The 19857-nt window shown below is 43.5% G+C and carries 15 protein-coding genes and 1 pseudogene; 7 read left to right on the top strand and 9 right to left on the bottom strand.

Going from position 1 to position 19857, the window contains the following annotated elements; translation table 11 throughout:
- Positions 1 to 29: 29 nt before the first annotated feature.
- The 3 genes from nadR to serB all read right to left on the bottom strand — a co-directional run bounded on the left by nadR (position 30) and on the right by serB (position 4229).
- Positions 30 to 1274 (bottom strand): multifunctional transcriptional regulator/nicotinamide-nucleotide adenylyltransferase/ribosylnicotinamide kinase NadR, encoded by a 1245-nt coding sequence (gene nadR / locus H0913_RS03755; protein ID WP_181477997.1) that lies wholly within the window; start codon positions 1272 to 1274, stop codon positions 30 to 32.
- Positions 1275 to 1601: 327 nt separating this feature from the next.
- Positions 1602 to 2984: a DNA repair protein RadA gene (gene radA / locus H0913_RS03750; protein WP_181477996.1), complete on the bottom strand. Its 1383-nt coding sequence runs from the start codon at positions 2982 to 2984 to the stop codon at positions 1602 to 1604.
- A 267-nt stretch (positions 2985 to 3251) separates the two neighbouring features.
- Positions 3252 to 4229, bottom strand: a complete 978-nt coding sequence (serB, locus tag H0913_RS03745; RefSeq protein WP_036950248.1) for a phosphoserine phosphatase — start codon at positions 4227 to 4229, stop codon at positions 3252 to 3254.
- Positions 4230 to 4369: 140 nt separating this feature from the next.
- Here serB and H0913_RS03740 point away from each other — a divergent pair, with 140 nt between their 5' ends.
- A complete protein-coding gene (locus tag H0913_RS03740; RefSeq protein WP_154637953.1) occupies positions 4370 to 5128 on the top strand; it encodes an AhpA/YtjB family protein in 759 nt (252 codons plus the stop codon).
- A 13-nt stretch (positions 5129 to 5141) separates the two neighbouring features.
- On the opposite strand, the gene H0913_RS03735 is transcribed toward H0913_RS03740, so the two are convergent.
- Complete coding sequence (locus H0913_RS03735) at positions 5142 to 5924, bottom strand: energy transducer TonB (protein WP_181477995.1); 783 nt, start codon at positions 5922 to 5924, stop codon at positions 5142 to 5144.
- Between the two features lie 165 nt (positions 5925 to 6089).
- On the opposite strand from H0913_RS03735, the gene H0913_RS03730 reads away from it, so the two are divergent.
- From H0913_RS03730 to H0913_RS03710, 5 genes are all read left to right on the top strand, one after another.
- The gene (locus H0913_RS03730; RefSeq protein ID WP_154602787.1) at positions 6090 to 6626 is read left to right on the top strand and encodes an RNA polymerase sigma factor; all 537 of its coding nucleotides are present in this window, start codon (positions 6090 to 6092) and stop codon (positions 6624 to 6626) included.
- On the top strand, positions 6626 to 7627 hold the full coding sequence (locus H0913_RS03725) for a FecR family protein (RefSeq protein WP_181477994.1): 1002 nt from the start codon (positions 6626 to 6628) through the stop codon (positions 7625 to 7627). Before H0913_RS03730 ends, H0913_RS03725 begins: the two co-directional genes overlap by 1 nt.
- A gap of 118 nt (positions 7628 to 7745) precedes the next feature.
- A complete protein-coding gene (locus H0913_RS03720) occupies positions 7746 to 10520 on the top strand; it encodes a secretin and TonB N-terminal domain-containing protein (RefSeq protein ID WP_154637951.1) in 2775 nt (924 codons plus the stop codon).
- Between the two features lie 47 nt (positions 10521 to 10567).
- Complete coding sequence (locus H0913_RS03715; protein ID WP_181477993.1) at positions 10568 to 12274, top strand: ABC transporter ATP-binding protein/permease; 1707 nt, start codon at positions 10568 to 10570, stop codon at positions 12272 to 12274.
- Positions 12264 to 15053 carry a M16 family metallopeptidase gene (locus tag H0913_RS03710; RefSeq protein ID WP_181477992.1) on the top strand — a complete coding sequence of 930 codons (2790 nt, stop codon included), beginning with the start codon at positions 12264 to 12266 and terminating at the stop codon, positions 15051 to 15053. The genes H0913_RS03715 and H0913_RS03710 overlap by 11 nt, the downstream gene beginning before the upstream one ends.
- Before the next feature lie 79 nt (positions 15054 to 15132).
- Here H0913_RS03710 and H0913_RS03705 read toward each other — a convergent pair whose 3' ends face one another.
- A complete protein-coding gene (locus H0913_RS03705; RefSeq protein WP_181477991.1) occupies positions 15133 to 16689 on the bottom strand; it encodes a hypothetical protein in 1557 nt (518 codons plus the stop codon).
- A 98-nt stretch (positions 16690 to 16787) separates the two neighbouring features.
- Positions 16788 to 17558 (bottom strand): hypothetical protein, encoded by a 771-nt coding sequence (locus tag H0913_RS03700; RefSeq protein WP_181477990.1) that lies wholly within the window; start codon positions 17556 to 17558, stop codon positions 16788 to 16790.
- Positions 17559 to 17766: 208 nt separating this feature from the next.
- Between H0913_RS03700 and H0913_RS03695 the strand changes: the two genes are divergently transcribed.
- Positions 17767 to 18267: a GNAT family N-acetyltransferase gene (locus tag H0913_RS03695; protein ID WP_181477989.1), complete on the top strand. Its 501-nt coding sequence runs from the start codon at positions 17767 to 17769 to the stop codon at positions 18265 to 18267.
- 50 nt (positions 18268 to 18317) lie between these two features.
- Here the strand turns inward: H0913_RS03695 and H0913_RS03690 are convergent, their stop codons facing one another.
- The 3 genes and pseudogenes from H0913_RS03690 to deoD form a co-directional block, all read right to left on the bottom strand.
- Entirely contained in the window at positions 18318 to 18677 is a 360-nt protein-coding gene (locus tag H0913_RS03690) for a helix-turn-helix domain-containing protein (protein WP_154637990.1), read from the bottom strand.
- Between the two features lie 2 nt (positions 18678 to 18679).
- A pseudogene (locus tag H0913_RS03685) lies at positions 18680 to 18984 on the bottom strand (type II toxin-antitoxin system HigB family toxin).
- Positions 18985 to 19128: 144 nt separating this feature from the next.
- Complete coding sequence (gene deoD, locus H0913_RS03680; protein ID WP_006657106.1) at positions 19129 to 19845, bottom strand: purine-nucleoside phosphorylase; 717 nt, start codon at positions 19843 to 19845, stop codon at positions 19129 to 19131.
- Between the last annotated feature and the right edge of the window lie 12 nt (positions 19846 to 19857).

The following is a 19857-nucleotide window of genomic DNA, read 5'->3' as shown; positions in this document are numbered from 1 at the left end:
CGAAAACGGCCCACTTAGGGGCCGTTTTTTTATGCAGAAAGTGAGTCATCCAGCATCAATAATTGCTGAACCAAAGAAACGCACTCTAAGAAACGCGAATCGTAGTCCGACGACTCCACATGCACAAATTCAATATTATTTTTCTTCAGCATTTCAATCAGTAATGTTTGAAACTCCATTCTGTCTTTATCACTGCCTAAGCTGCGCAGACCATCCGCTACCCATGGAGTATTATTTTCTAACAAGATAACGAGATCAAAACGGTACTCATCAATCAGCGCCTGAACAAACGGGTGTTCTCGCCCTTCATAACGCAAACAGAATGCTTGCGTGGTAACAAAATCCGTATCAATAAATGCCACTTTATTCGCATATTTAATCGCAAAATCAATATATTGAGCATGCCCTAACGCGATCTTATCGTAGTCAGAATATTGCAGCGCCATCTCATCACCGCCAAGGTGGCTAAACACATAATCGCGCCCATATTCCCACGCACTGGTGGTATTGAAGATATTGGCCAACTTATTGACGAGGGTGGATTTACCGCTTGATTCGCCGCCTAACACCGCCACTTTACGCACAAAGAATGGTTTCACTTCAGTTGGAATATATTCCCAATAGCGGAATGGCGCTTGGCGAATTTGGTTGCCGCTAATATTCATAAATGTGCGTTCAGGATCGATAAGAATGGTTTCGATCCCAAGGTATTTTTTATAGCGATGCACATCGTGAGGCTCGCCGGAATAGATAAAGCTAGGGTTGATATTATGCTTTTTCATAAAGCCTTTCATCCCATCGCTCCACACTTCCCAACCGTGAGGGTATGGCTCTATCCCTTGCTCATCAAAGGAGTGAATATGGATATTTTTCTGATACTTAAAGGTTTGTAATAACCAGCGCAGGCGGTCACTGACGGTTGGCTGTTGTGACATGGAGCTGTTCACAAACAGCTCTTTATCACGAGGCTCGTCGTGGCAGAGGATCACATGCAGTTCATCCACTTGGCTACAAGCCCGTTGAATCAAATAGATATGCCCCGTATGGAGTGGATAAAATTTCCCAAAAACGACGCCGATAGTTTTCTGTTGAAGCGGGTACTCCAATCCTAAAAAACGATGAAGCGCCGCGATTTTGTGCGCGCTGGGGCTTTTAATTTTGTCGTTAATTAACTGGCTGAGATAGCCTTTGGTCATCTCTGTCGCATCAGCCACTTGCTGCAAGGTGTAACCTGCACCTTTGATGGCACTCTTTAGATAGTCAAATTCAGCCATATTATTTGTCCTTTCGCTTTTATTCCCTTTTTAACAGAGAATCTTTTCTCTCACTATCTCATCATTATCTAAATGATCCGTACTGTCGCTAGGCGCTAAGTGGCGCTAATCCCTAGGAGCATACACAAAGTATGTGACTAGGGTTAGCAAACGCAAGCAACAACGCGACAGCGCGGAGCATGAACCTTCTGTATCCCATAATTATCTAAATGATCCGTGTTGTCGCTAGACGCTAAGTGGCGCTAATCCCTAGGAGCATACACAAAGTATGTGACTAGGGTTAGCAAACGCAAGCAACAACGCGACAGCGCGGAGCATGACGATAATTTAGAACTCATCGAGAATACTGAGTGCATCCGCCAACTTCTTCACCCCATACACCTTCATATCAGCCGGTAATTTCTTCGGCATATTAGCATGAGGGACGATAGCGCGTTTAAACCCATGCTTTGCGGCTTCGGAAATACGCTCTTGTCCGCTTGGGACTGGTCGAATTTCCCCTGCCAGCCCCACTTCGCCGAATACCACAAGGTCACGAGGTAATGGGCGATCACGAAAACTTGAAACTAACGATAATAGCAGCGCGAGGTCGGCACTGGTTTCCGTCACTTTTACCCCACCGACTACGTTCACGAATACGTCTTGGTCAGACATTTGTAATCCGCCATGGCGATGCAGTACCGCCAGCAAAATCGCTAAACGGTTTTGTTCCAGCCCAACCGCTACACGACGCGGGTTGGACATCATTGAGTGGTCGACAAGGGCTTGGATCTCCACCAGCAATGGCCGCGTACCCTCCCATACCACCATGACAGAACTGCCCGAGGTAATTTCATCTCCACGACTTAAGAAGATGGCGGACGGGTTACTGACCTCTTTCAAGCCTTGCTCCGTCATAGCAAATACGCCCAGCTCGTTGACGGCACCAAAGCGGTTTTTGTGGCTACGTAAGGTACGAAAACGGTTGTCGGCGTCCCCATCGAGCATAATGGAGCAGTCAATACAGTGCTCAAGCACTTTTGGCCCCGCCAGCGAGCCATCTTTAGTGACGTGACCCACCATAATAATCGCCACGCCGCGCGTTTTCGCGAATCGAGTCAGATATGCCGCGGTTTCACGCACTTGTGCCACACTGCCCGGCGAGGATTGAATATCCGCCATGTGCATCACTTGGATGGAGTCGATAACCATCAGCTTAGGCTGCTCTTGCTCTGCGGTCAGGCAAATTTGTTCAATACTGGTTTCCGACAGCATATTGAGTGAGTCAGTCGGTAGCCCTAGGCGATGAGCGCGCATGGCGACTTGCTGTAAGGATTCTTCCCCTGTGACATACAGGGTTTTCATCTCCCGCGAGAGTAAGCACATGGTTTGTAACAGCAAGGTACTTTTCCCCGCTCCGGGATTCCCCCCGATCAGGATGGCACTACCCGGCACAACCCCACCACCCAGCACGCGGTCAAATTCTTTGAATCCAGTGGTAAAGCGCGGCAGTTCTTCGAGGCTAATTTCAGAGAGTTTTTGGACTTTACTGACGCCCGCCGCATTACCCGCATAGCCCGTCAGCCTATCCGTACGCGCCACTGCCGTCGATGCCAAACGCACTTCCGTAATGGTATTCCATGCATTACAGGCACTACACTGCCCCTGCCAGCGCGGATAATCCGCCCCACACTCATTACACACAAATGCCCTTTTCGCACCTTTCGCCACAGCCACTCCTTAATCACCAAAAAAATGTTTAACGCTTTATCTTTAAATCTTTAAATCTTTAAATCTTTAAATCTTTAAATCTTTAACTCTTTAACTCTTTAACTCTTTAACTCTTTAACTCTTTAACTAACACAAGTTCTAATCTTCAAAATTATTCGCGTGACAACTAGGCGGCAAACGCAGACAGCCCTAGGAGCATACACAAGTATGTGACTAGGGTGGCTAAGAGCAGCCAACAACGTTGTCACGCTAAGAATGAAGAAGATTTTAGCGTTCTTCGTGCTTGAGCCCCCCGCTAAGGACACATAACACTCCCATCAGATCCGCATGCTTAATCCCCACTTTCGCCCTGGCAAACACTTTGGGTTTCGCGTGATACGCTATTCCCAGCCCTGCCTTTCTGAGCATTTTCAGGTCGTTTGCTCCGTCACCGATGGCGACGGTTTGCTCCATTGGGATATTCAGTTTTTCCGCCAATTTAACGAGGGTTTGTGCTTTGTATTTTGCATCGACAATCGCCCCTTTGACTTTACCTGTCAGTTTGCCATTTTTGACTTCGAGGTGGTTGGCAACAGCCGCGACCAGTTTTAATCGCTGGCGTAGGTTATCGGCAAAGAACGTGAACCCGCCGGAAGCAATAGCAATATGCCAATCCATCGCTTGTAGTTTACGAACTAAGCTGGTTAACCCCGGCATTAACGGCAAGGTTTCAAGAACTTGGTCAAGAATAGCCGCATCAGCACCTTCGAGTAGTGCCACACGAGCACGTAGACTTTCCGTGAAATCGAGCTCACCTTGCATGGCGCGTTCAGTCACTTCAGAAACTTGATCACCGACCCCAGCTAGACGGGCAATTTCATCGATGCACTCGATTTGGATCGCGGTAGAATCCATGTCCATGAGTAAGATCCCTGGGGAACGTAAGCGTGGAATTTTTCCGAGTGGCACCACATCCAATTGGCTTTCATCCGCCAGTTTTTTGATGCGGGGGGTAATGCTGCCCGCGATGCGGACAACTTGGTAATCATCAATGCGCCAAGAGGAGACAATCACAATCGCTATCCCTAAACGCTGCTGGAAATCACTGATTCGCGCTTTATCTAAACCGCGACCATATAACAACCACCCAGTGTCCCCTGCACGATAATCCAATGGCATCACTTCTTCACCACTTAGCGATAAGGGTAAACCCGGCCATTTTTGAATTTCATCAGGCAGATAACAGTAGGTCAAACTCGTTGGCATGAAAATTAGCTCCTGTTGTGGATACAACTTTTTTATAATGTATACCCTGCATAAAATTACTATACTTAAATTTTCCAGCAAGTTAACGCTTCATGACTTTGCTAATTGCGATAAAACAGACAAAGAGCACGATTATTCCTATGAAACTCCCATTTAGGCTGCACAAAACCGTTATTATCATTGTTTGCGTTGCGCTGATAACCTTCTTAATGCACGGGGTTTCATACTTGGGATATAGCCAAAGTCAAAGCCGGCTGGAACAATTTAAGCAACTAACTCAAGTATTAGCTGAGCAAGTGGCATTTAGCTTATCCGATTATATGGTTCCCGGCAGCAAAGATTTTAATTTAGAACGAATTAATGCCAATTTAAATCATCTAGCGAAAGATCACTATATTTTGGATGCCAGCTTATATACGGCGGCGGGCGCATTAGTCACCCAAATTGGTGAACCTGCCAGCGTTAAAGAGCGACTTTCTCTTGATGGAAAATCAGAGCTACAAAATTTTCATTATCAATTAGTGATACCTGTGCAGGGCGCACAAGAACCCAAAGGGTATTTACGCCTAACCATCGATACGGAATCACTGACCACCGATCTTCAGCAAGCCGACAACACAGCAAATATCATGCGCGTATTTATTTTATTATCTTTATGTATTGGCTTTATTTTGGCGAATACCTTAATGCGCCTGAAGAAAAAGAAAGGTCAGCAGCAATTGATCGTCGAACCTGACGAAAACACAGAAGAGAGTGAAGATAAGCTCAAAGTACAGAGCAATGGGTCAAAAGGGGCACATATGCATGGCCCCTTAAAATCACCACGCGCCAAACGCCGTAAAGATCCGAGTCCACATCGACCAAGACGGGTAGCGCGTAAATATACAGAAAAGCAGTAACCGTTAATTACGACTAAATTGACGTCGTATCAAACGAGATCGGCGCAATTACCTCCACTTTTCCGTTAGTTAACAAAGACTCAGGTGGCATTGGGAACGGTGCAGCGCGTTCAATAGTGGCTAGCGCTTCTTTATCGAGGATCTTGGTGCCTGACGAGTTAATCAAGCTGGCACTCACTACCTTGCCTTGGTTATCCACAATAATTTTAACTTGAGAAACGCCCGTTGAACGAAAACGCAATGCGGCGCGTGGGTATCGCTTTGCTTTCGCTAATCGTTGATGAATGTCACTTTCCCACCCATGATGACCACTGACGGGGGCAGCAGCACTGCTCGCAAAATTCGCACTGCTATTCGACTCGCTGCCAGAGGTTGGAACCGACGTCACTTCCGATTCTTGGGTTGAAACGGGAGCTTCTTCCACCACTTTTTTCTCTTGAACTGGCTTTTTCTTTGGCGGGCGTTTTTTCTCGGTGACGCGCGTCAATGTTCCATTATCAACCAGTGGTGTTTGGGGTAATTTTTCTGCTTTTTCAACAACTTCAGGCTCAATTTCTTCTCGTGTTGCCATCTGCTGTTTAGGCGCATTATTAACCTCTGGCTCCTGCTGCTGCTCCAGTTGATAAAGCCCTAATTGTAAAGAGATTGCGGGTGGTAAAACCCCAGTTTTGGGTAGGTTTGCTGTAAACCACCCAATAAAAAGCATTGCCAGTATTCCATGGAAAACAAGACTTCCACATAAACCGCCCAGAGGACGAAAAATTGGGCTTCCCAGCTGCCCCACACTGCTGTTCATATTTTGCCTCACATCTTTATTTTTCGCTGATTATAGGCATAATACAAATCAAAATGATATTCATTATTATTAATAAAATAACAATAGTAACTACAAGGTATTGATTTAATTTATAAAGTCAATTTGAGCTAATTATTAAACTATTTTCACTTTTGACACCAGAAAATGACTATCGATAAATCCCTTGCCCGCAAAATCAGCGGCGCATATCAATCAACCTATGGTCAGCTTGTGCGATTTTTCCGCAGTCGACTAGGTAATAGTAACGATGCGGATGATTTATCACAGGATGTGTTTACACTATGGCTAAACCGTAAAGCGCAGGATCCTGTGAAGGAGAACCGTGCTTATCTGTTTAAAATCGCTAGCAATGTGTTAATTGACCATTGGCGACGGAATCATCAACAGAGCCAGTCCCATACCTCGATTGATGACGTGGTGCATGAGCAAAGTTTTGAGCAAACTACCGCCGATCCTAGCGAAATTTTAGAGCACCAACAGCGAATTGCGCGACTTGGCGAGGCGATTGACCTTTTGCCTCCTCGGCGCAGAGAAGCTTTTTTGCTGTATCGCTTTGATGGCTTATCGCAAAGTGAAATTGCAGAGCGTATGGAAATTTCGATCAGTATGGTGGAAAAACATATTGCAGCGGCATTAGTGCATTGTAAAAAATATTTAGACGATCAGAGCAATCATCCGTAATGGAAAATAACCAAACCCAGCAGCCAGAAAATACCTCGTCAGTCGAGCAACAACGCATCGACGAAGACGCGGCGCTGTGGTTTACCCGCGTGCATAGCCAGCAGCTCAGTGACCAGCAATCTCAAGAGTTTAAAATCTGGTTACGTGCATCCAAAGCCCATGCAGATGCCTATGAAGCGATGGCCGGAATTTGGCAAGATATTGAAAAAGTTCCGCGCCCAGCACCTATCAAACAAACAGCTTCAAAATTCTGTTTTTCATCGTTTTGGAAGCCTCTCGGTCATCTGGTTGCCGCCTGTTTTATCGCTGCCGTTTTGTTTTTGCCATACAGTCAGCTTCCCTCCATGTTGCTCAATAACATGACGCTAGTTTCCACTGACTCCACCAAAGAGGTGACGCTGTCAGATGGCTCTCAGCTGTTTCTCAATCGCGATACCCGTATTCGAGTCGCTTATGAAACACCAATCCGCCAGCTCTATTTAGACCAAGGTTCCGCTTACTTTAAAGTGAAATCCAACCCGTATCGCCCGTTTGTGATCAACGTGGATCAGCGACGTATTCAAGTGGTGGGAACGGAATTTGAAGTGAATAAAAAAGGCGAGCAAGTCGCGGTCAATGTTAGCCAAGGCATTGTGAGCTTTCAAAGCGTCAACAGCCCAAAACCCGTATTACTGCTTGCTGGACAAGGGGCGCTGAGCCCGAGTATTAATGGTAAAATCGCACTCAATTCAGTCACCCCGCAAGAGGTGGCAAGATGGCGTTTTGGTGAGCTCAGCTTTGTGGATAAGCCCCTTGGCGAAGTTCTGTCTGAATTAAAAACCTATTCCGACTTTCAGGTTGAACTCTCTCCGAGCAATTTAGCCAACCGGAAAATATCCGGACGCATTAACCTTCAACAGCCAGATGCCTTTTTTCAGGCACTTCCCTCGCTCCTTCCTGTGCAAGTCGTGTATCAGGATAAAAATAACCTTTTGATTATCCAAAACAAAAAAAATAAATAAAAAATATTTTCATTTGCAGGTGAGGATAATTCTCATTTCACCCTCTTCTTAAGTAGCTTCATTTTTATTGAATACTTTTTAGCACATTTTTCGTGCAGCTTAAGAATAAGGGATATCCATGGCAATTCAATTTACACTCGGTCGATTCAAGCCGATTGCGCTGTCACTGGCGGTCACCAGTGCGTTAGTCAGCCAATCTGCTATCGCCCAAGAAATCACTTTCTCGTTACCCGAACAAGGTCTTGCGAGCGCTATTGATCAAATCAGTCGCCAAGGTCAGGTTTCACTGCTGTATGATAAAAGCCAACTCAACGGGCTACGCGCACCTGCCCTTTCTGGCCGCTATACCCCACAAACCGCATTACAAAAAATTCTTATTGGTAGCGGGTTAGAGCTAGTCAACGAAAACGGCATGCTGGTTATTCGTCCTCAAAACTTAAACCAAGGCACGCTAGTTTTACCGGAAACTCAAGTGTCGGGAGTGGTACAAAATCACCCTGCCATGGATGTCATGTCTGCGCCGCAATACGTCACCTCAGAAGAGATCAGCCAAAAAAATACCGGTGACGGCAATATTACCGATTTAATGAAAACTAACCCTGCCGTGCAGTTTGCGAATAACGATAGCAACTCCATGAATCAAGGGGAAATTAAGCCTTCTCGTATTTCTATTCATGGTTCCAGTAGCTACCAGAACGCCTATCGCCTTGATGGCGTGAGCTTCAACAATGACTTTGACCCTGCCGACAGTGGCTTAGGTGAAACCGCCACGCGACTGAGCAGCAGCGACCAAGGGATTTACATCGACAGCCGCTTGATTGATAGCATGGCCGTTTATGATAACAACATCCCAGTGGAGTTTGGTGGATTTACGGGAGGAACCGTTGAGGTCAACAGCCGTCGTTGGCAAGGGGAAAATAGTGCCCACGCTTACTACCGTTTAACCCGTTCTGGCTGGAATAATCTGTTCCACGATTCGACTCAATCTATCGATACCACCAAAAACGATACCGCCAATCCAGCTCGTTTCCAAAATCGCTACGATAAAAATGATTTCGGTGGCTGGTTTGAATTGGGTGTGACCGAAAATTCAGGTGTGGTGTTCTCCGCATCTCGCCGCAGTTCGACCATTCCGATGACAGTGACGGGTGGCGAAGCCTTTGTTTTAGAGAATAATACAATTGAGCCTATCTACTCAGACTCGGGTAAAAAAAATCAGCGGCGTACCTCCGATAACTACTTCTTGAAGTATTCGATGAATTTATCAGAGAAGAGCTCATTAGATTTATCAGCCAATTACGCCTCTTATGATAGTCGCTTATTTTCTTCATCAATCAGTAATTCTGGCTATGACTCAACCCATGATGGGTTAGGCTTGACCGCTGTCTTCAAACATCAATTCGATTTAGGTCAATTTGAAGCGACCGCCAATACTCAAAGCTTGAAAGATGATCGTAAAAACGATCAAAAATATTCGTTAATGGTTCGAGCAATCGAATTCGATGATGACTACAACTACCTTGGCACCACGGAACGTAATAGTGGAGGACTAGGGGATTTAGAGTCGAAACAAAATACCCATAGCCTGAAAACGGTCATGCGTTTTAATCCGCAAGAAGATAGCTTAGGGTTAACTCACCAACCAACCGCAGGGGCTGAAGTCAATTACACCAAAGGGACTTATGTCCGTGACCATGATTATTTCCAATATACCTACTCTGGAAATCTTATGGGGGATGACTACTCTGGGACCCTAACGAATATCAGCCGCTTCAAAAAAGGCAGCTACTCCGCGGACTACACCAATTACGCCATCTTCCTTGATGACAATATTCAATACGGAAAATTAACCTTACGTCCCGGCGTTCGTCTTGATCGCGATGACTTTGTTAATCGCACCAACGTTGCCCCTCGAATTTCAGGTACCTACGACTTATTTGGTGATAAGAAAACACTGTTGATTGCCGGTGCAAACCGCTATTACGGCCGTTCAATGCTCACTTATGCTCTGTATGGAGCACAAAATGGTGGCATGCAAACCTGTGCAGGATATTTCGACCCATGTTCACTTATCCCTGAAAATAATAAGTGGGACAACAAAAAAGACTACGAAGGGATCGATTCTCTTAAAACCCCTTATAACGATGAGTTAACCCTCGCGCTGCAACAAGAAATCTTATCGACCACTTGGCGCTTACAGTATGTTCACCGTGAAGGTTATGACGAAGTTCGTACCCGCACCAAATACGACAGCCGCGATGAAGATAAACGTAGCATCCGTATGTACGACAACGGTGGGCGCAGTTCTCACGATACCGTGACATTATCCGTTAACAATAGCCAACCGTGGGAATGGGCAGAGGCATCTCATGTTATGACCGCCTCGTTCACATGGCAGCAAAGCGAAAGTAATACACCAAAAGACTCTGGCTATAACTCATTCGATCCGGGTAACAAAGTTAACCTCAACAAAGTGTGGTACGACGGCAAAGTGATTGATTCATCAAAACTGCCATCCACCAGCTTTAACTCGCCGATTAAGCTTAACCTAGAGATGACCAGTGTTTGGGATGAGTATGATGTCACATGGTACAACCGCCTGCAATGGTGGGGTTCTCGTGACCAAGCGGTTCGTTATGACAACGCTTACTACACCGATCCTGAATATGGTCAGTTACGCAAATACACCAAACAAAACTTTGCGAGCAAATACACATGGGATACCCGCCTAGGCTGGAAACCTGACTTTGCTTATGGCTTTGGATTCTCGGTTGAAGTGAATAACGTACTGAATAACAAAAATATTGCAGACCGCTTTATGTTCAATGACCGCACTATCAAATCTTACGATCCGGGTCGTCAGTTCTGGCTGCAAGTGAATTACGATCTCTAAGTGATAGCCGTGAGCAATGTCAAACACATAACCTAAGAAATCGAGTCATGAAGACCATTAAACAATTTCTCTATTTAGTTAAACCTTTTTGGGGGCAGCGTGCTGCCCTTTTGTGCTGGGTGCTGCTGTTTGCCTCATTAGGGCTTACCCTTTCTTCCGTCTGGTTCAATGTCAAAATGAACATGTGGAACGGGGATTTCTATAACGCCCTGCAAAAGCTAGACGGACAAGCACTGTATGGTCTGCTGCAATATTTTGTGATTTTAGTCAGTGGGCTGATTTTTGTGGTGGTGATGGGGACCTACCTCAAGCAAATGCTGATTATCCGTTGGCGCAAAGGCATGACTGAGCAAGTACTTGGTCGCTGGCTTTCCGGCAACAGCAAACACTATATGCTGAGGCTCGCATCCCAAGAGCCCGATAACCCCGACCAACGTATTGCGGAAGATATTCGCTTACTGATTGAATCAACGCTGAATCTGTTAGTGACTTTCCTGCATTCAATGCTGACATTGATTTCATTTGCCGCGATTTTGTGGACGCTTTCAGGAAGCCTTTCATTTAATTTCGCCGACAGCGATTGGACCATTCCGGGCTATATGTTCTGGGCCTGTATTATTTACACTATCATCGGGATCGCGCTAACCCAACTGATTGGTTTCCCTCTGCGCCGCCTGCATATGGATAAACAGCGCCGTGAAGCGGATTACCGTAGTTCGTTAATCAATTGCCGCCAACACGGGGATGCCATCGCAGGGCAACGGGGTGAACCACAAGACCGTAAAGAGCTGATGACCCGCTTTAGCGAAATTATCCGTAACTGGAACCAGTTGATCCGCTGTGAACGTAATTTATCGTTTTATACCGTCGGCTATCAGCAAGTGACCGCCCTTGCCCCTGTGTTGCTGGCATTACCTAAGTTTTTAGCGGGTGAGATTATGCTGGGTGGATTAATGCAGCTACGCCAAGCGTTCACCAGCGTAGCGACTTCATTGGGCTGGTTTATTTTTGCCTATAAAGAGATTGCGGCATGGCAAGCCACTGTCGCGCGTCTGTATAACTTTGTGGTGTTATTGGAAAACGATAAAACCCCAGAAGCCACTATCAACGAAGATAGCCTACCGTTAACAGCAAATGTAAGCCTGTTTACGGCAGATCATCGCCCACTACTGAGCACCGTTGATCTTAGCATCAATAGCGGTGAGCTGATGTTGATCTCCGGTCGTTCTGGTATTGGTAAATCCACGTTACTGCGCACATTAAGCGGTCATTGGCCATTCTTTGACGGCAAAATTACACGCACAGATAACGTCATGTGGATCCCGCAGCGTCTTTATTTACCGATAAGCCGTTTAGATAACTTATTGGCTTACCCACAAGATGCCAGCCAATTTGCGGCTTCGGATCTGAAATATGCGCTAACCCTTGTTGGTTTGGAAAAACTTCATTCACAACTCTCTCTGGAAACCGATTGGAACAACCGACTTTCGGGTGGTGAACAGCAACGCATTATGTTTGCGCGACTGCTTCTGAATCGACCGAAGTTAATGCTACTGGATGAAATGACCTCCGCTCTTGATGAGCCGAGTGCACTCGCTTTACTGAACATGCTGAAAGCTCAGCTTCCCGCCAGTAGCATCATTTTGGTTAGCCACCAAGGCTTTATTGACCAATTAGCTGACAAGCATCTGCGTTTATCTGAAACAACGCAAAATACGCCATTTATGACAGGAGCCCCAGAATATGCTTCGTAAAATTACATTGGCCGCCGTCGTTGCAGCCCTTTTAGGAGGCTGTGTTAACAGCACGCCTCGACAATCTGGCGAGCAAACACTGCTGCCAGTACGCCAAGATCTGCAACATTATCAACTCGATAATGGGCTGCAAGTATACTTGCTTCAGCGCAACCAACCAGGCGTTGAGTTGCGCTTATTGGTCAATGCGGGTTCATTGCAAGAGACTGAGCAACAGCTCGGTTTAGCTCACTTTACTGAGCATATGGCTTTTAAGGGCACCCAACATTTTCCGGGTACCACCGGCTTTAAACAGTTAGAACAGCAAGGACTGAAACTCGGTAGCCACGTTAATGCGATCACCAGCATCAACAGCACTCTATATAAATTATCATTGCCAAATGCCACGCCAGCGCAAATCAGCACAGGATTACAAGTAATGGCGGATTGGGCGGCAAATATGACCTTCGATACCGAGGCATTTGAAAAAGAGCGCCCCGTCATTATTGAAGAGTGGCGCTTGCGTCAGGGCATGGGCTATCGCATCAATGACAGCCTCGAAAAATTGCGTTACCACGGTAGCCGCTACGCAGAGCGTAACCCTATTGGCTCCCTTGATGTGGTTCGCCAAGCTCCTATTGAACAAGCCAAGGCCTACTACAAAACGTGGTATCAGCCTCAGCGTATGAGCTTATTGATTATTGGGGACTTCAGCGCATCAACCGTACGTGATGAAGTAAAAACGTTATTTGCGTTACCGAAGCCGGAAAAAATTTCCCAAGATTCTCCAGAATGGAAGCGCTTTGCCGATTCCAACAATATGCTTGTTCAAGGGGTATTTGATAAAGAACAAGGTGCACGCTACGTGCAGTTTTCACTGCAAAAAAATGTCTCCGCACCGCTGAATACTCGCCAAGGTCAAACCGACGATCTGATGGATAATTTATGGTTAACCATCTTGAATCAACGTTTTTCTGTGATGGTGGATAATGGTATTTTGCCGTCCATTAGTATTAATGAACAAGGGGCAATGCTAGATAACCAACGCCTTCAGCAGCTAATGATTATCCATCCAAAAGGTAATGATTATGCGGGCGCGACCGAAATTCTGTTTACTGAGCTACAACGCTTAGCGACCGAGCCTGTAACGCAACAAGAGCTGGATAGCGCTAAACAAGGCATGCTGAAGAAACTCAGTCAACAAGCGGGTTCCGAGCAACGTTACAGTAATGAATACTTAGCAGGACAACTGACCACCGCACTCGAATATGAGATGCCGATGTGGAACAAACGCCAGCAGTTGGATAATAGCTACCAATTAACCCAAAATATCCAGCCTCAAGATTTACAGCGTCATGTGGCTAGCCTTTTACAGGTCGCATCCCCACGCTTAGCGCTGATTGGCCCTGATACCGATGAAAAGGCCGTCAACAAACAAACCTTCAATGAACAGTGGCAACGAATTCGCCAAACACAACCGGGTCCGTTCACGCTGCGTTCTCAAGCCATTAGCCTGAAATTACCCGTTGTAGCAAAAGGCACAATTACCGAACAAACGTCACTTCCTATCGAAAAAACAGAGCAGTGGACACTCAGTAATGGCATCAAAGTGATTGTTAAAACGGATAAAAATCTCAAAGATGATATTCAGTTTAACTTACAGCTGCCGGGTGGTCGTTCCCTTGAAACCCTGCAAACTGCAGGCTTAACCGACTGGGCAATGAAGCTGCCAGAAAGTAGCGGTTATGGCAATTACAGCGCCCGTGATTTGGCGTTATTAGCCAAACAAAATCAGGTTAGCGTTCGCCCTTATAGCGAGCTGCTCAACCACGCTTATCGAGGTAAAACTCCCGTTGATAATCTCGAAACCGCGTTGCAGTTACTGAATTTAAAACTGACCGCACCGCAATTTAGTGGAGAGAAACTTGAGCAGCAGAAGCAGGCTTTCGCACTGAACTTATCGAAAATGCCCGTAGAGCGTACATTCCTCGACCATATTAATCAGCAAAGTTACCAACATGGCGAGCTGTTAGTGATCTCCCCTGAAGGAGCTTGGAAAACCTTTACCGCTCAGCAGCTTCAACAAGCCAACCGTCAATTACTCACCTCCACATCAGATATGACATTGGTGATCACTGGCGCGATGAATGCCCGCGAGCTAAAACCACTACTGGAGCAGTGGGTTGCGACGTTGCCTGCCCATGATGGCAAACTGGCATGGCGCAACCAAGGGATCATGCCGAAGATGGCAAGCTTTAATCAGCAATATCCGATCAGTAGCAGCGATAAAAGCATGATCAGCATTCAATTTGCCGCGCCCGCACAGTGGTCTCAGCAAGATCAGCTGGCTCTGCAACTGATTGATACCATTGTTAGCCAACGTCTGCGTAGTGAATTGCGTGAAAAAGCCAGCGGCATCTATGCCCTAAGCTTCTCGCAAATGTTAGCGAAAAAACCACAGCCGTATTACACCGGACGCTTAAATTTCACCACCGCGCCAGAACGTGCTTCAGAAATGGTAACTTTAGCGCACAATACTGTTGCACAGCTGCGCCAAACGGGTGTGACGGAAAAAGAGTTAACGGAAGCCAAAAATATTTGGCTCACTGAAAATGCGCAAGTCACGGATAGCTCAAGCTATTGGACTGAAGCCCTCGCGCAAGTTGCGGCGGATGATGGGCAATATCAGCGTCTCATGCAAGAACGAGCAGTGATTGAGTCCTTAACACTCCCACAGATAAATCAGTTAGCTGGTAAATACTTAGGGCAAAATCAAAAAGTATTTATGATGACGCCATAACTGCCGTAGCATGACATAGAAGAAACCAACAGCTTTATTTATCAAGCTGTTGGTTTCCGTAGCAACATTAACTACGCCCTTATTTAAAGGATTGCTTTACGTTATAGAAAAAATTTAACACTCGATTATTTAAGTCATTAAATAATGAAAATACGCGCTCTTTAAATGATGGTTTTTTAGATTTCGCTATTTCAATCTCTGATAGTAATTTATCCGTTGAAATATTCAGATAGTATTCAATATCGTTAGCGATTTGATTAATCTTGATTCTCTTACACTGAAGCATGTTGATAACTAAATCAATTTTAGAGGAGAAAATGTCTATCTTAGTGCTACTTCTTTTTTTCTGAATGATGTTAATCACTGAGTCTACAATGCTTTTACGTATTGATTTCATTACTAGCATTGATTTAATTCTATTAATCCCAGTATCTATAACCTCATTTTTTTCTTTAATATACTTATCATATACGATTTTTTCTTCAGCGTGTTTAGCATCACATTCAGATTGTAATGATTCAATGTCTGAATTCATTTCCTCTTTGATAAATTCAATAATGCGCCCATCTTTTACATCATGACTCAATGTGGTTAAACGCGCGCCTTTTTCACCTGTAAATTCATTATCAGAAAGAATTTTTTTAATCAGCGTAGTTTTTTTCACACTATCAATCGAGTTAAAAGCATCAAATCCAGAAGTACTTTTTATCTCTTTGATATTTCTTATAGAAGCCATGTAATTGACCTTATCAGATTGAAGCTTATCTAAGTTTTCATTTGAATAGGTCATAATATGTTTTTTGATTTCCGCTGTAATTTCCTTAGGGAAATGATGCTTCTCAAGCAGAGATAAGATAGAGTAAGACATTGTCCGATAATAGGATTTATATATTGATAAAAATCGCTGCTCTTGAAAAAGGTTAAGAACCGTTTTTTTATCAAAATCATGGTGTAATGCGCCAATAATACCCATGAAAAAATTTTCCATTTCTGTTCTTACCTGATCCTTCCCATCAATGGATTTTTTCGTTCTAATATAGCTCATTAAAACCTTTATATAACTCAAATCTTGTTCGGATAAGCTCGCTCCACTTTTCAAGTTATCTATTAATTCATCAAAACTACCGTAACAGTTTTTTTTTACCTCTAAACTAGCCTCACTTTTATGTATTTCTTTTATCTTAATTAAGTCCAATTTACTTTTTATTTCTGATTTTACATCTGATTTAAACTGAGTAAGTTTGCTCTCAATTTTTTCCATCATACGATGTGGCTTTGTTTTTTTTTCGTCTGAAGAAGGGGCTTCGGCAAGTTTATTTGATAAAATTTCGCTTTTCGGTTCTGATTTTACACCCACTTTTAAATATTCATTTTCCGTGCCATTCACAACCTTCAAGGCTTCTTTAAAATACTTATCAATTTTTCTTTTCGCTTCTCCGTTTGCAACAATCCCCCATGCTTTAGTTATTTCTTCCCAGCCATCCTTGCCATTGTTTTTGGCTGCTTTAATCTTATCGATGATAATATCGCTTTTACCTTCAAAAACCTTGGGATTTTTGGTTATTGCCATGACCATACCATTCAATGAAGAGTCCATTAACGTAGCAGCTTGAGATTGATTTTGAAAAAGTTTCATCTACATTCCTTTTTGTATAAATTAGTTTAGATTTAAAAAAAGAGCTTATTCTTGATATTAATTAAGAAATAAGCCCTATTGGAAATAGTTAAATTGTTTTATTTAAATGAATGTTTATTAACTTTATAAGCATCGCGTAAACTCAATTCATTTTCTCTATTTTTAAATTCCATTTTTAACTTAGAAAGTGCTTCAGTTATTTCCTCTGTATCCTTTTTTAAACTTAAAAAGCTATTTTCATTATCTTCTTCCATATCAACTTCCTCTATCTTTGGAAGAATGTAGCTATCTTTATTAATTCGATTCTCTTTTTTTTCCATCAATATCATTTGGTGGTTTTTTACTAAATTTAAAAATACAGCATCGTTCACATCTGAACTTACAGTTCTATTTGAAACTTGTGAATCAATAAAATCATTTTCGGGTTTTACCATAGATGATGTTTTTTCTTTACTATGATAAATATCAATCCCAAATTTACTATCAAGCATCGCACTAATTTTCTCACGTACGGGTTCATTAGCACTTTTCGTTTTAGATTTAATTGCTTCTTTAATATCCATATCATCTAAGAAAGAATTATTCTTATTAATCTCTATAATTTTACGTTCGATTTTTCTTAGTGATTTCTTTGAAATATCATTATTCGCTGATTTAAGATCAATGGCTTCAACAACTGAATGGCAGCTTCTAATGATTTTTTTTCGGCATACCATTTCATTGATTGAATCAAGCTTATTTTGAACAGATGAAATAAAGCATCCAATCGTTAAATTCAATGTATTCTTGAATCCAGATTTTTTCTGAGCATCATTATTTATGAACATATTATTGTTCTTTTCAACTGAACCCATTTTAATAATAGACATACTCGCTTCCTTAATTTAAATGAAATGAAAATAATAATATATCCTTCAATTTATCTACGATATCAAATATCGCCACTTATATATTTCCAATATAAAATTTGATATTTTCCATATTAATCTATGGAGATAAGCTATTTACTTCGTTGACATACATTGCTTTTAATGTGATTAATATTCTTCTAAAAAACGATAATAAAAGGAAAATTTTGTGAACAACGTAATAATACGTAGAGCCACCTTGGACGATGTCCACGCTATCACACAAATGCACGCTGATTACTCCGCTTATGCCAACACTTTGCAGCTGCCCTATCCCACAGAGAAAACGTGGGAAGCCAGACTGGGGGCCAATGATCCGCTGGTGACTCAATTTGTCGCCACACTTGATGATGCCGTGGTCGGGCTACTTGTCGTACATCAACCAGCTCAAATACGCCGCCGACATGTGGCGAGTTTCGGCATTACAGTTAGTCAGGCTTATCAAGGCAAAGGAATTGGTTCGGAATTAATGCAAGTTATGGTGGATTACTGTGACAATTGGCTAAATGTTCACCGCATTGAATTAGAAGTCTTTGCCTCTAATGGTAGCGGCTTAGGTCTGTATGAAAAATTTGGTTTCAAGCAAGAGGGGATTTTGCGCGATTATGCTTTTCGTGATGGTGAGTATGTGGATGCGATCGTGATGAGCAGAATTAAATCGAAAATTTAAGCAGATTTATAAATCAAAAATGCCACTCGAAAGTGGCATTTTTAAGTCCATTAAACACCGACTAAGCTGCGTAATGGGATCCCAAATTGGCAATGTAATCGCCGGATCATTGGTAGAGTTAACTTTCGCTTTCTATTTAAAATCTCGTAAACTCGATTAGACTTTCCAATCGCAGCTTCTAAATCTTTAACGGTTAAGCCTTGCTGCTCCATTCGGAATTTAATCGCTTCAATAGGATCAGGCGCTTCAATGGGATAGTGTCTCTTTTCATACTCTTCAATCAAGAGGCACATCACTTCAAAATAGTCCCCTTCAGGAGTATTTAGCTCAGGTTCGTTATCAAACATTGGAGAGACCGCTTTTAATGCCGCCTCATAGTCTTGTTCCGTTCTGATGGGTTTAATTTGCATAATCATGACAGTAACTCCACCGTTTCTGCGTCAATTTCATCATATTGTTCATGAGTTCCTATGAACTTCACAAATATCCATCCACGCTGATATGCAATCGCTACGATCAATCGGTAACAGTTTCCTTTTATATTAAAAACCACACGCTTATTTTTTAAAATACTGGCGTTTCGGTACATTCCTTTTATATCAGCAGGTGTTTTCCATGCAGCTTTTACCGCTTCATCAACCCAAGCTTTCAGTGGCTGCTCCGTTTCAGGGTATTTAACCCAAAATCTTTCAGAGTTTTAATGGATATGATTTTCATACCTGCATTTATAGTCCCATATTGGGATAATGTCAAATCAATGTCCTATTTTGGGACTAACAATAAATCACCATCTCATTCCCCAAAAAAAAATGCCACTCGAAAGTGGCATTTTTATATTCAGACTAGAGTTCTAATCAACGATTATTTATCGCCTAACAGAACTGAATCCAGTGCGATTTCAATCATTTCATTGAACGTGGTTTGACGCTCTTCTGAAGTTGTTTGTTCACCAGTTTTGATATGATCAGAAACAGTACAGATAGTCAGTGCGCGGGCACCGAACTCAGCAGCAACACCGTAGATACCAGCAGCTTCCATTTCCACACCGAGGATACCGTATTTTTCCATCACTTTAAACATGTCTGGATCTGGAGAATAGAACAGATCCGCAGAGAACAGGTTACCAACACGCACGTTTACGTTACGTGCTTTTGCCGCTTCAACCGCGTTATGTACTAAGTCATAATCTGCAATTGCCGCAAAATCATGGTCTTTGAAGCGCTGGCGGTTCACTTTAGAGTCAGTACATGCGCCCATACCGATAACCACGTCACGCAGTTTCACGTCATCCATTACTGCACCACATGAACCAACACGGATCAGCGTTTTAACGCCAAAATCAGTGATCAGCTCTTTTGCATAGATGGAGCATGAAGGAATACCCATTCCATGACCCATAACGGAAATTTTACGACCTTTATAAGTTCCTGTGAAACCTAACATACCGCGTACATTATTCACTTGGCGAACATCTTGAAGGAAAGTTTCTGCAATGTACTTCGCGCGCAGTGGATCACCCGGCATCAGTACGACGTCTGCGAAATCACCCATTTCTGCATTAATATGTGGAGTAGCCATTCGTATTCCCTT

Origin of the sequence: Providencia rettgeri, from assembly GCF_013702265.1 — a bacterium.
In the GTDB taxonomy this organism is placed as follows: Bacteria; Pseudomonadota; Gammaproteobacteria; order Enterobacterales; family Enterobacteriaceae; genus Providencia; species Providencia zhijiangensis.
The sequence above is the reverse complement of the archived record's forward strand: the minus strand, read 5'-3'. Positions and strand labels throughout refer to the sequence as shown.